Origin of the sequence: Amycolatopsis sp. (assembly GCF_036008905.1) — a bacterium.
Lineage (GTDB): Bacteria > Actinomycetota > Actinomycetes > Mycobacteriales > Pseudonocardiaceae > Amycolatopsis.
This window is the reverse complement of sequence record NZ_DASYMU010000083.1, coordinates 1-11,715: the sequence shown is the minus strand read 5'-3', so window position 1 is coordinate 11,715 and position 11,715 is coordinate 1. Positions and strand designations below refer to the sequence as shown.

Genomic DNA, 11,715 nt, shown 5'->3' with positions numbered 1-11,715 from the left:
GGAGACATCAGTGAAGGTCCTGGTCACGGGGGCCGGCGGCACGCTGGGCAAATACGTCGTCGAACACCTCGCCGCCGAGGGCTGGAGCGTGCGGGCACACGACCGCGCGCGGCCGGAGACGTCGGCCGCCGACGACGTCGTCACTGGTGAGCTGCTCGACCGCGCACAGGTGGAGATCCTCGTGGCGGGAGTCGACGCCGTCGTGCACGCGGCGGCGATCCCGTCCCCGCTGGGAGGCACGGAAGACGAGGTTTTCCGCAACAACGTCGACTCGGTGTATAACGTGCTTTACGCGGCGGGTCAGGCCGGTGTGCGACGGATCGTCAATATCTCCAGTGCTTCGGCGGTGGGGTTGGCCTGGTCGAAGCGCGGGCTCTCCCCGGTGTCGGTGCCCGTCACCGAAGAGCATCCGTATGTCGGCGAGGACGTTTATGGGCTTTCGAAGCAGATCGGCGAAATCGTCGCGGACACCGCGAGCCGCCGGTGGGACTGTTCGGTGGTCAGCCTGCGATTCCCGTTCTTCGGGACGGGGGAGCGGCAGCGAATCCATTTCGGGCCCATTCACGCCGACCCCGGTATCGACCGGGCCGGGCTCTGGGCGTGGCTGGACACCCGTGACGCGGCGCGTGCCGTCGGGGCCGCGCTCGTGGCGAAGACGGTGGGGCACCAGGTGATCAACGTCGCCGCGCCCGACACGGTGTCCCTGCTGCCGACCCGGGAACTCCTGCGGCGCTACCACCCGGATACGCGGATCGACCGTGAGCTCGGCGAATTCGAGACGCTCTTCGACATCCGGCGCGCGGGCGAACTCCTCGATTTCACCCCGGAACACGGGTGGCGCGCATGAAAGCCTTGGTGGTGCGGGGAGGCTGGGAAGGCCACAGCCCGATGGAAGCCAGCGATCGCTACGTCTCGGTCCTGCGAGATGCCGGGCACGACGTGACGACGTCGGAATCCCTGGACGCGTATCTCGACGCCGGGGCACTCGCCGGAACCGACTTGATCGTGCAGTGCTGGACCATGGGCACGATCACCGCTGACCAGCTGGCCGGGCTTTCGCGCGCCGTCCACGCGGGCACCGGGTTCGCCGGGTGGCACGGCGGGATCATCGACGCGTTCCGCGCGGAACCGGCATACCACTTCATGACCGGTGGCCAGTTCGTCCACCACCCCAAGGAGTTCGTCGAGTACGAGGTGCGGGTGGCGCCGGACCGGGCCGGGCATCCGGTCGTCGCCGGGCTGGCGCCGTTCCGGGTGACCACCGAGCTGTACCACGTCCATGTCGATCCTGACGTCGAAGTATTGGCTGTCACCGGGGACAAACCGGTGACCTGGCTGCGGCGGTGGGGGACGGGCCGCGTGTTCGTGACGACCATCGGCCATACCGTGGCCGACCTCGAAGTGTCGGAGGTCGACGCCATGATCACCAGGGGGATCGCGTGGGCGGCGAGATGAGGGTCGGGATCGTCGGGATGGGCACGATCAGCGACGCGTACCTCAGGACGTTGCCGCGCTTGAAGAACGTGCGGGTGGTGGCGGTCGCCGACCTCGACCCCTCGCGCGCCGAGGCCGTCGCCGCGCGCCGGCTGGGGGTGCGCGCGGCGACGACCACGGAGCTCTGCGCCGCGACCGACGTCGACCTGGTGCTGAACCTGACGACGCCCGCCGCCCACGCCGAAGTCGCCCACGCGGCGATCGCGGGCCGCAAGCACGTCTACGGTGAGAAACCGTTGGCGCTGAACACAACCGAAGGCCGCGGGATCCTCACCGCGGCGGCCGAAGCGGGCGTGCGGGTCGGCTGCGCGCCGGACACCGTGCTCGGCACCGGCGTGCAGACGGCACGGGCCAGCCTCGACTCCGGGATCATCGGGACACCGTTCGCGGCGACCGCGTTCATGGTCACACCCGGCCACGAGCGCTGGCATCCGTCGCCGGAGTTCTACTACCGCCCCGGTGGCGGGCCGCTGATGGACATGGGGCCGTATTACCTGACCACGCTCGTGACACTGCTCGGCCCGGTGAGCCGTGTGCAGGGCATGGCCGTCACGCCGAGGCCGACCCGCACCATCGGTACCGGGCCCAGGGCGAAAACCACCTTCGGGGTCAACGTCGAAACCCATCTCACCGGCGTGCTCCAGCACGTGAACGGCGCTTTGTCGACGCTGATCATGAGCTTCGACGTCTGGGCGGGGAAACTGCCGAGGATCGAGGTCTACGGCACTGAGGGCTCGCTGTCCGTGCCGGATCCGAACGGCTTCGGCGGCACCGCGCAGGTTTACCGCGAGGCCGCGCCAATGTGGACGGACGTGCGGGAAAGCGGCGGCTTTCCGGACGCGTCGCGGGGATACGGCGTCGCGGACATGGCGCGCGCGATCGCCGGCGGTGTGCCACATCGTGCCGACGGCGAATTGGCGTTCCACATCCTGGACGTGATGGAGTCCTTGCTGGCGGCGGTGGATTCCGGGGTCGCTGTCGACGTCGAAAGCCGGTGTGAGCGGCCCGCGGCCGTTCCGTTCGCCGCCCGGCCGGAACGCGACTGAGTGTCTTCGGGTGACTCCCGATTTACCGCTTTCGGGAAAGCGCCGTCGTGGCTTCCCGGACGACCGCAGGGGAGGGATTCCGCAACAATTGCGTTACTTCCGCAATGGGAACAGTGTTCAAGAGCCGGAGTCCACGTAATGCCCGGAGCCGGATTCGGGGCAACCGGTGTGCGAGCAGGTTCCGCGGTAAAGGCGCGTCGGCCTCGCCGACTATTTCGGCGAGCCCGGCAATCGCGCCGTAAGACGGCGCCTCCGCGGTGACCGCCTTACGGTAGTAACGCAAGGGATCGACGCCCGTGCGTCGCGCGCGTGCGCGCTTACCAGCGACGACTTGTCGTCCAAGCAGGACACCACTTCCTCGTCGAGCCCGATACGGACCGGGTCCGGTGACCGCCAAAGCCCGTACTTCGGGATACTTGCTGTTCGCCGGCTGACGCAACGTCTTGGTTCTCTTGGTCCAAACGGCTTCGCGAGCCGCGGCTTCGGCGGTGCGGGAGCGCAGGAGGATATCGGCGTCCTTGTCGGCCACGGACAGCAGCTCTTCGATACCCGCCGCGACCGCGATCGGACTCCCGAATCCGGCTTTGACGCGCTCTCCGATCTTGTCGATCGTCGGCGAGTAATTGGGGGACGACCAGCGACCACGACGGATCGGCTCGTCCAGGCGGAGGACGGTCTTCGGTGTCTCGGCGAGGAGCCGGAGCGCCATGAGCCCACTGTTTTCGTCTTCCGTGGTCTCGATCGCCGCGAGCAATGCCACCAAACGGCCCGTCGCTTCCCGGCCGCCGTCGCGGCAATCACGGATCGCGGTGGGCGTTTGTGGCCACGGATCCACCCGATTCTTCCAGTTCACCGGGCTATCTTCTCCTGTTGTGACCTCTGGGCGCGCGGGGTTTAGGGCCGGATCCTTCCGCAGCGGAGTCGACTGTGGACTACGCGTGGTTCACATCACGGCAACTTTTTACCGGGTCCTTTTGCTACAACAATTGCTCGGGGCATAAGGTAATCGTCGAGGGATCATCGAAGGAGTGGATTAGTGGCGCAGCAGGTTTTGATTAAGCTCGAAGACGACCTCGACGGTGGGGACGCGAACGAGACCCTGACCTTCGGTCTTGATGGCGTTTCGTACGAGATCGACCTTTCCGACGCCCACGCGGCCGAACTGCGTGACGAGCTCGCGTCGTACGTCGCGGCGGCTCGCCGGATCGGTGGCCGGAAGGTGCAGGGCGCCGGCAACGGCCAGTCCGCGCCGACCGGCGACAGGGAACGCGCCAAGTCGATCCGTGAGTGGGCGCGGGGTGCGGGCATCGAGGTGTCCGCCCGTGGCCGTATCTCGGCGGAATTGGCGGCGCAGTACGAAGAAGCGCAGCGCGCTCCGGTAGTCGTCGAAGAGCCGGCGCCGCGTAAGCGCGCCCCGCGCAAGAAGGCCGCTGCCAAGTAGGAGCGTCCGGATGTGACAGCGGGGGCGGACTGCGGTCCGTCCCCGCATTGTCATGGATTCAACCGGGTAGCAGTTTTTTCGGTGAATTTTCGACAGTTGCCGGTCCCGTGGTGGCACGTATATTCCGTCCATGAGGTTTCGGTCGACGGTCATCCTCGGTGGTAAGACGGCCACCGGTATCGAGGTCCCCGCGGAGATCGTGGAAGCACTCGGTTCCGGCAAACGGCCCGCGGTCAATGTCACGATCAACGGGCATACCTATCGCTCCACCGTGGCGCCCATGGGCGGCAAATTCTGGCTACCGGTCAGCGCCGAGCAACGCGAGAACACCGGCGTCGCCGCGGGCGACGAGATCGAGGTCGACGTCGAGCTCGACATTGAACTGCGGGTGGTGACCGCGCCCGCCGATTTCGCGGCGGCACTCGCCGCGGACGCCGAAGCCAAACGGGTCTTCGAGGGACTGTCCTACAGTCACCAGCGGCGTCACGTGCTCGCCATCGAAGGCGCCAAAGCCGCCGAAACCCGGCAGCGGCGCATCGGCAAGGCGATCGAGATGCTGCGCGAGGGCCGCTCCTGAACACTGGTGACGCCGCGTGAGTCCGTAGACTGGCGGAAAATGATCAAGAGAGAGGCGCCGGCCATGAGCCCGATCCGATGACGACCTTCCGACGGCCGGGCACGGCCACCAAGCGGCTGATGTTCTTCGCCGGCGGTGCGCACCCGGAACTGGCGGACGACATCGCCGTGGGCCTGGGTACCTCGATCACCCCGCAGACGGCGCACACTTTCGCCAACGGCGAGAGCTTCGTCCGGTTCGATAATTCGGTCCGCGGTTGTGACGCCTTCGTCCTGCAGGCGCACCCCACGCCGATCAACAGCTGGCTGATGGAACACCTGATCATGGTGGACGCGCTCAAGCGGGCCAGTGCGAAACGCATCACGGTGGTCCTGCCGTTCTACCCGTACGGCCGCCAGGACAAGAAACACAGTGGCCGTGAGCCGATTTCCGCGCGCCTCATCGCCGATCTGCTCACCACCGCCGGGGTCGACCGCATCATGACGGTCGACCTGCACACGTCGCAGACCCAGGGATTTTTCAACGGACCGGTCGACCACCTGCTGGCGCAGCCCTTGCTGGCGGCGCATGTCAAGCAGCGGTACGCCGGTGCCGAAATCACCGTCGTGGCGCCGGATTCGGGCCGGGTCAAGCTCGCCGAGAAGTGGGCGGAGCTGCTCGGTGGTCATCCGATCGCGTTCATCCAGCGCCGCAACGCGTTGTCCGGCGAACACGAGGGCACCAACCTGGTGGTCGGTGACGTGCGCGGCCGCCTGTGCGTGATCGTCGATGACATGATCGACACCGCCGCCACGATGGCGGGGGCGACCAAGCTCCTGCTCGCCGAAGGTGCGTCCGACGTCGTGGCCGCCGCGACCCACGGCGTGCTCTCGGACGGCGCCACGGAACGCCTGGTGCACAGCGGAATCCGGGAGGTCGTACTGACGAATACGCTGCCGATCCCCGAAGACAAGCGCTTTCCCCGGCTGAGTGTGCTGTCCATCGCGCCGCTGCTGGCGCGGGCGATGGGCGAGGTCTTCGAAGGCGGGTCGGTCACCAGTCTCTTCGAGGGTGACGCCTAGGTCGTGTCTGGTAAATCTGTTCGATCGCGAACTTGATTTGCCAGACACGACCTAGTTCTCCAGGTTCCGCTTCTTGAGCAGCGCCAGGTCGGCGCTCGACTTCTCCATCAGCGCGAGCATCGCGGCTTCGGCGGCGTCGGGGTCCTTCGCCACGACGGCGTCGTACACGCCGCGGTGGCTGGGTACCGGGTCGTCGGACGGATCGGCGTGGTGCACCAGTTTGTCGCGCTCCACCAGGCCGATCGCGATGACCCGGCCGATCTGCAGCAGGAACTCGTTATGGGTCGCACCCAGGAGCAGTCGGTGGAAGTCGAGGTCGGCGGCGACCATCTTGTCGACGTCGGTGCCCGCCTCGGACATGCGCTGTAGCGCGTCGCGCAACGCGGCCAGGTCCTCGTCGGTGGCTCGTTCGGCGGCCTTCTTGGCGGCGGCGGGCTCGACGATCGCGCGGACCTCGGTCAGCTCTTCGAAGAGGTTCGGGTCGTCGGACGCGGTGGTCTGCCAGCGCATGACGTCGGCGTCGAGCATGTTCCAGGACGTCCGCGGCTGCACGTAGGTGCCGCGTTTCTGCCGCGCGTCGACCATGCCCTTGGCCGTGAGCACCTTCAGCGCTTCCCGCAGCGCGGTGAGGCTGACATCGAGTTCGGCACGCAGGGCGGGCAGGTCGAGGATCGTGCCCTCGGAGAACTCGTTGGACAGGATTCGGCTGGCCAAAGCCTCGACGGTCTGGCCGTGCACGCCCCGAGGGCGGTGCTGAGTCAATGGTCGGCTCTCTCGTTCGGACCCTCTTCAATAATAATTTACGAATACATCTTGACAGTGCTCGGTCGCGGTTGCAAGCCTGTCGGCATCACTCCAGCCCAGGTTGGACCGTCCGGCGATGGCGCCTGAACGGCCGGCCTGGCAGATAAGGGGTTCATCGCGATGAACAAAACCGGTCTGACCCAATGGGGCGTCACAGACCTGAGCCGACGCCGGTTCCTGGTGGGAGTCGGCGCCGTCGGCTCCGCCGCACTGCTCGGTGGATGTGCCACCTCGGCGACTTCGGGGCCGGTCGCGCAGACCGCCGGAGCGGTGACCGTCCAATCGAACCTGTCCTCGGCGCAGGCGAAGGTCGCCATCGAGGCACTGGCCAAGGCGTTCAGCGACCGCGGCGGCGCCACGGCGACGGTGAACACGGTCGCGTCGGAGACCTTCCGCACCCAGCTCCCGAGCTACCTGACCTCGGGCAACCCGCCGGACACCTACACCTGGTACCCGGGATCGATCCTGACCTCGTACGCCCAAAAAGGACTGCTGCTCGACGTCGGCGACGTCTGGCAGACGATGGGCAACTACAGCGACACGTTCCGCCGGCTGAGCAGCGACGGCCAAGGCAAGCAGGTCTTCGTGCCCACGACCTACTACTGGTGGGGGTTCTTCTACCGCAAATCGAACTTCACCAAGTGGGGCGTCACGCCGCCGTCGAACTGGAGCGAGTTCGTCGCGCTGTGCGAAACGTTGAAGGGCAAGGGAATCGAGCCGATCGGCCTCGGCGCCGGCGGCAACACGCCGTGGATCGCGTCGAGCTGGTTCGACTATCTCAACATCCGGATCAACGGCGCCCAGTACCACCGGGATCTTCTGGCGGGCAAGGGCCGCTTCGACGACCCGAAGGTCGTCAAGGTCTTCGACCAGTGGAAGACCGTGCTGCCGTACTTCGACCCGCGCGGCACCGCGATCCCGTTCCAGGACGCGACGACCTCGTTGCTGCAGGGACGCACCGGCATGTGCCTGACCGGCACGTTCTTCGCCGACGCCGCGCCGAAGGACGTCCTCGACGACCTCGACTTCTTCCAGTTCCCGATCCTGGACCCGGCCGTGCCGGTCGCCGAAGAGGGCCCGACGGACGGGTTCTTCGCCAGCGCCAAGACGGCTCATGTCGCCGAAACCAAGGACTGGCTGAAGTACGTGGCCACCGCCGAGGCGCAGGAGATCTACATCAAGAACTCCTCGGGCACCGTGCTGCCGACGCATCCCGACGCGAAGGACTCCGGCACCCCGCTGGTCCTCAAGGGCCGCAAGCTGTTGCAGGACGCCAAGGAGCTGACCCAGTTCTTCAACCGCGACTCCAGTGACGCGCTGCAGCCGTCGGCCGACGCGGCGCTGGTCCGGTTCATCCAGAAGCCGAACGAGCTCACCTCGATCCTTTCCGACTGGCAGACCGCCGCCCAAAAGGTGTGGTCTTCCTGATATGACAACCCTTTCCGTCCCGGTCAGGACGAAGCGGCGCCGCACGCGCCGGGTGCCGCCCGTCCTGATCGCCTTCATCCTGGTGCCGCTGGTTCTCGAAGGCTTCTGGGTCTTCTGGCCCGCGTTGCAGGGGTTCTACCTGTCCCTGACCAGATGGGACGGGGTGTCCGCGCCGGAGTGGGCCGGTTTCGGCAACTACGCCGAGATGTTCTCCGACTCCATCTTCCAGACCGCGGCGCTCAATACGCTCATCTGGCTCGTGCTCTTCGGTGGCCTCTCGGCCGCCGGAGGGCTCGGCCTGGCGATGCTGCTGCAGCGTGAGCGCAAGGGAATCGGCTTCTATCGGGCGGCCCTGTTCACCCCGGTCGTCTTCTCGCTCGTCGCCACTTCCCTGATGTGGCAGGTGCTTTACCAGCCGGACGGCCTGGTCAACAAGTTCCTGGGCGCGATCGGGCTCGAGAGCTGGCAGCATTCCTGGCTCGCCGACTCGAACACCGCGCTCTACGCCGTGCTGATTCCCGCGCTGTGGCGACAAATCGGCTACGTGATGGTGCTCTATCTGGCCGGTCTCAAGGGAATCGACCCGACCCTGTACGAAGCGGCCAAACTGGACGGTGCGTCGATGACGCAGCAGTTCCGGTTCGTCACCTGGCCGCAGCTGCGCAGCGTCAACTCCGTGGTCCTGTCGGTGATCGTCATCGACTCGCTGCGGTCGTTCGACGTCGTGTGGGCGATGACGAAGGGCGGCCCGTACCACTCGTCGGAGCTGCTGAGCACGTACATGTACGCCGAGGCGTTCCAGTCACTGCGGCTCGGATACGCCTCGGCGCTGGCCGTGATCATCTTCCTGCTCGCCTTCGGTGTCATCGTGACCTATCTCGTCCGCGTGTTCCGGGAGGACAACCAGTGAGTCATTCCTTCCGGGCCAGGAAGGCCAAGACGTTCCTGTTCCACGCCGGTGCCGGCGGGCTGTCGGTGTTGTGGCTGCTGCCGATCGTGCTGGTGCTGGTGACGAGTGTCCGGTCGTTCGACGACATCGCGAGCAACGGCCTCGGCAGCTTCCCGAAGTCGTTCACCCTCGACGGGTTCGGCCAGGCGTGGAACGAAGGCGGGGAAGCGCGGGCGATGCTGAACAGCATGCTCGTCACCATCCCCACCGTGTTGCTCGCGCTGGCGCTGAGCGCTGCCGCGGCCTTCGCGCTGAGCCGGTTCGAGATCCCGGGCCGTCGCACGATCATCCTGCTGATGCTGGCGGGAAACCTGCTGCCGCCCCAGATCCTGCTCGTGCCGGTCGCGAAACTGACCGAGCTGCTTGGCATCTACGACACCCTGCCCGCGCTGGTCATCGTGCAGGTCGGGTTCGGGCTCGGCTTCTACACCTTCGTACTGCAGGGGTTCATGCGCACGATCCCGGACGAGATCCAGCAGGCGGCGGTCATCGACGGCGCGGGCCCGGTCCGGATCTTCTGGACCATCATCCTGCCGCTGGCCCGGCCCGCGATGGCCGCGCTCGGCGCGCTGGCGTTCACCTGGACGTTCAACGATCTGCTGTGGGCGATCACCGTGCTGCGCACCGGGACCACCATGCCGGTGACCCCGGCGCTGCTCGGTTTGCAGGGGCAGTATGTGTCCACTTGGAACATCATCGCGGCGGGCTCGGTCATCGCGGCCATCCCGACCGTGGCGGTGTTCCTGCGGTTCCAGAAGCACTTTATCTCCGGACTGGCGATCGGCGCGGTGAAATGACGACACGGTGGACCGTGAAGATGGCGACGACCTCGTACACGGTCGCGCTCGGGCCCGGCGAACGCTGGCTGGAACTCGTGGCGTGGGGCCCGCACGGAGTCGAGGACGGCCCGTCTCCGGTGGCGAACACCGGAAAGGAGCACTTCATCACCGCGGCCGACGCCGCGCCGGTGGAGTACGCACCGCGCGGGCTACGGCCGTTCAGCGGTGCCGACCTCGTCGTCGGCCCGGCGGGTGAAGCTCGGGAGTCCTGGTGGAAATTCGACGGCGAGGACCCCGGCGCCGGTGATCTGCGGCTGGCGTTCCTCGACGAGGTGACCGGGCTGCGGGCGGTGCTGTGTTACCGCGCGGAGCCGGGCACGGATGTGCTGGCGCGATGGGTCGAACTCACCAACGGCGGCAGCTCGGCGTTGGAGATCGAGCGGCTGGATTCCGCGGGAGTCTGTGTCCCGACCGGGCTTTCCGGTGCCCGGCTGACGTATCTGACCGGCCAGTGGGCGCAGGAGTTCCAGCGGCGCGAGGTGTTGCTGCGGGCTGGTCGGCTCGAGCTCGAGAGCAGGCTGGGCGTACCGGGCCATGCCTATGTTCCTTGGCTCGCGGTGCAGGACGCCGCTGCCGCGGATGGTCCCGCGTGGGGTGTTTCGCTGGCGTGGTCGGGTTCCTGGCGGATCGACGCCGAGATCGAGCCAAGCGGGATCACCCGGGTCCGGGCCGGTCGGCTGCCGCATCCCGGTCCGCTGGTGCTGGAGCCGGGCGGGCGGATTTCCACGCCCGAGGTGGCGCTGGCGTCCAGTGTGTCCGGATTGGACGGACTGGCCAGGGTGTGGCACGGCTACGACCGGTTGCTGGCGGGGGAGCGGTTTTCGAGGCCGCGTCCGGTGCTCTACAACTCCTGGGAAGCAACGGAATTCTCCGTCGACAGCCGGCGCCAGCTGGAATTGGCGTCGATCGCGGCGGAGCTCGGTGTCGAACTGTTCGTGGTCGACGACGGCTGGTTCATCGGCCGCGACGACGACACGGGCGGCCTCGGGGACTGGACGCCGGAGCACTCGTCTTTCGAGGGTGGCTTCGGCGCGTTCGTCGACGAGGTGCGGAAACTCGGGCTCGACTTCGGGCTGTGGGTGGAACCGGAGTCGGTGAGCCCGAAATCCCGGCTGTACGCCGAGCATCCGGACTGGGTCTACCACCTCGACGGGCGGCCCTCGACGTTGATCCGGAACCAACTGCTGCTCGACCTCGGCCGCGAGGACGTCTACGAGTTCCTGCGGGACATGCTCGACGGGCTGCTGACGGAGTATCCGATCAGCTATCTCAAATGGGACATGAACCGGCCCGTGACCGAGCGGGGACGGCCGGGCGCCGGCGCGGTCGATCTCGACGGCGCCCATGTGGCGAACTATCACCGGCTGCTGGACTTCCTGCGGGCGAAGCATCCTGACGTCACGGTCGAAGCGTGTTCAGGCGGTGGGGGGCGGGCGGATCTCGCGACCATCGCGCGCACGGATCTGGTGTGGCCCAGCGACAACACCGGGCCGCTGGACCGGCTGGCGATCCAGGACGGCTTCCTGCTGGCGCACGCCCCGCATCTGCTCAGTTCCTGGGTGACGGACTCGCCGGGCGTGTTCGATCCGCGGCCTCGGTCGCTGAAGTTCCGGTTCGTGACGGCGATGGCGGGTGTACTCGGGATCGGGGCGGACCTGTCGCGCTGGGACGTCGATCAGCTGAGTGAAGCGGCTGATTTGGTGGGGGTCTACAAGGGGATTCGGCACATCATCCACACCGCTGAGGCGTACCGGCTCGCGGGCGCTCACGAGGCGACGGCCGCGGTGGAGTACGTCGGGGACGGCACTGTCGTGGTACTGGCGTGGAGTACCGGCGTGCTCGACGGTGCGCCCCTGGTGCCCGGTCGTTCGTCCCGGATTCCGTTACAGGGACTCGAGCCTGGCGTGTCCTATGTAGATCGTTCCACTCGCGCGGTCTACTCGGCGGCACACCTGACCCATGTCGGGCTCCCCGTCGACTGGACGCGCGATTCCGACGCCGAGGTCTTCGTCCTGGACGTGCAGCGCTAGCGCGCGACTACCGCCATCTGTCGACAGATGGCGGTAGTCGCGCACG

At 67.1% G+C, this 11,715-nt stretch carries 12 protein-coding genes; 10 read left to right on the top strand and 2 right to left on the bottom strand.

The genetic code is table 11. The features are described from left to right. Positions 1-10: 10 nt before the first annotated feature. Genes VGP60_RS15615 through VGP60_RS15605 form a run of 3 tightly spaced genes read left to right on the top strand, consistent with a single transcriptional unit; the run spans position 11 to position 2,540 of the window. Complete coding sequence (locus VGP60_RS15615) at positions 11-847, top strand: NAD(P)-dependent oxidoreductase (protein WP_327548720.1); 837 nt, start codon at positions 11-13, stop codon at positions 845-847. After that, positions 844-1,455, top strand: a complete 612-nt coding sequence (locus VGP60_RS15610) for a ThuA domain-containing protein (protein WP_327548719.1) — start codon at positions 844-846, stop codon at positions 1,453-1,455. The genes VGP60_RS15615 and VGP60_RS15610 overlap by 4 nt, the downstream gene beginning before the upstream one ends. Further along, positions 1,440-2,540: a Gfo/Idh/MocA family oxidoreductase gene (locus VGP60_RS15605; RefSeq protein WP_327548718.1), complete on the top strand. Its 1,101-nt coding sequence runs from the start codon at positions 1,440-1,442 to the stop codon at positions 2,538-2,540. Before VGP60_RS15610 ends, VGP60_RS15605 begins: the two co-directional genes overlap by 16 nt. A gap of 22 nt (positions 2,541-2,562) precedes the next feature. On the opposite strand, the gene VGP60_RS15600 is transcribed toward VGP60_RS15605, so the two are convergent. After that, positions 2,563-3,393, bottom strand: a complete 831-nt coding sequence (locus VGP60_RS15600) for a hypothetical protein (RefSeq protein WP_327548717.1) — start codon at positions 3,391-3,393, stop codon at positions 2,563-2,565. Positions 3,394-3,576: 183 nt separating this feature from the next. On the opposite strand from VGP60_RS15600, the gene VGP60_RS15595 reads away from it, so the two are divergent. The 3 genes from VGP60_RS15595 to VGP60_RS15585 all read left to right on the top strand — a co-directional run bounded on the left by VGP60_RS15595 (position 3,577) and on the right by VGP60_RS15585 (position 5,619). Next, entirely contained in the window at positions 3,577-3,981 is a 405-nt protein-coding gene (locus VGP60_RS15595) for an Lsr2 family protein (protein WP_327548716.1), read from the top strand. Positions 3,982-4,111: 130 nt separating this feature from the next. Further along, complete coding sequence (locus VGP60_RS15590; RefSeq protein WP_327548715.1) at positions 4,112-4,558, top strand: YdeI/OmpD-associated family protein; 447 nt, start codon at positions 4,112-4,114, stop codon at positions 4,556-4,558. Positions 4,559-4,635: 77 nt separating this feature from the next. After that, positions 4,636-5,619: a ribose-phosphate diphosphokinase gene (locus VGP60_RS15585; protein WP_327548714.1), complete on the top strand. Its 984-nt coding sequence runs from the start codon at positions 4,636-4,638 to the stop codon at positions 5,617-5,619. 51 nt (positions 5,620-5,670) lie between these two features. Here VGP60_RS15585 and VGP60_RS15580 read toward each other — a convergent pair whose 3' ends face one another. Further along, on the bottom strand, positions 5,671-6,381 hold the full coding sequence (locus tag VGP60_RS15580; protein WP_327548713.1) for a FadR/GntR family transcriptional regulator: 711 nt from the start codon (positions 6,379-6,381) through the stop codon (positions 5,671-5,673). Between the two features lie 162 nt (positions 6,382-6,543). Here VGP60_RS15580 and VGP60_RS15575 point away from each other — a divergent pair, with 162 nt between their 5' ends. From VGP60_RS15575 to VGP60_RS15560, 4 genes are read left to right on the top strand one after another with little or no spacing between them, the layout of a single operon-like run. Then, positions 6,544-7,851, top strand: a complete 1,308-nt coding sequence (locus VGP60_RS15575; protein WP_327548712.1) for a substrate-binding domain-containing protein — start codon at positions 6,544-6,546, stop codon at positions 7,849-7,851. Position 7,852: 1 nt separating this feature from the next. After that, complete coding sequence (locus VGP60_RS15570; RefSeq protein ID WP_327548711.1) at positions 7,853-8,761, top strand: sugar ABC transporter permease; 909 nt, start codon at positions 7,853-7,855, stop codon at positions 8,759-8,761. Then, positions 8,758-9,597, top strand: coding sequence for a carbohydrate ABC transporter permease (locus VGP60_RS15565; RefSeq protein ID WP_327548710.1), 840 nt, complete (start codon positions 8,758-8,760; stop codon positions 9,595-9,597). The genes VGP60_RS15570 and VGP60_RS15565 overlap by 4 nt, the downstream gene beginning before the upstream one ends. Further along, entirely contained in the window at positions 9,594-11,669 is a 2,076-nt protein-coding gene (locus VGP60_RS15560; RefSeq protein WP_327548709.1) for an alpha-galactosidase, read from the top strand. Before VGP60_RS15565 ends, VGP60_RS15560 begins: the two co-directional genes overlap by 4 nt. The last annotated feature ends 46 nt before the right edge of the window (positions 11,670-11,715 follow it).

What these genes read in the sequence shown, in the direction of transcription:
- VGP60_RS15610 (WP_327548719.1), top strand. Translation starts at nt 844, where the DNA reads ATGAAAGCCTTGGTGGTGCGGGGAGGCTGGGAAGGCCACAGCCCGATG.
- VGP60_RS15590 (WP_327548715.1), top strand. Translation starts at nt 4,112, where the DNA reads ATGAGGTTTCGGTCGACGGTCATCCTCGGTGGTAAGACGGCCACCGGT.
- VGP60_RS15585 (WP_327548714.1), top strand. Translation starts at nt 4,636, where the DNA reads ATGACGACCTTCCGACGGCCGGGCACGGCCACCAAGCGGCTGATGTTC.
- VGP60_RS15575 (WP_327548712.1), top strand. Translation starts at nt 6,544, where the DNA reads ATGAACAAAACCGGTCTGACCCAATGGGGCGTCACAGACCTGAGCCGA.
- VGP60_RS15570 (WP_327548711.1), top strand. Translation starts at nt 7,853, where the DNA reads ATGACAACCCTTTCCGTCCCGGTCAGGACGAAGCGGCGCCGCACGCGC.
- VGP60_RS15560 (WP_327548709.1), top strand. Translation starts at nt 9,594, where the DNA reads ATGACGACACGGTGGACCGTGAAGATGGCGACGACCTCGTACACGGTC.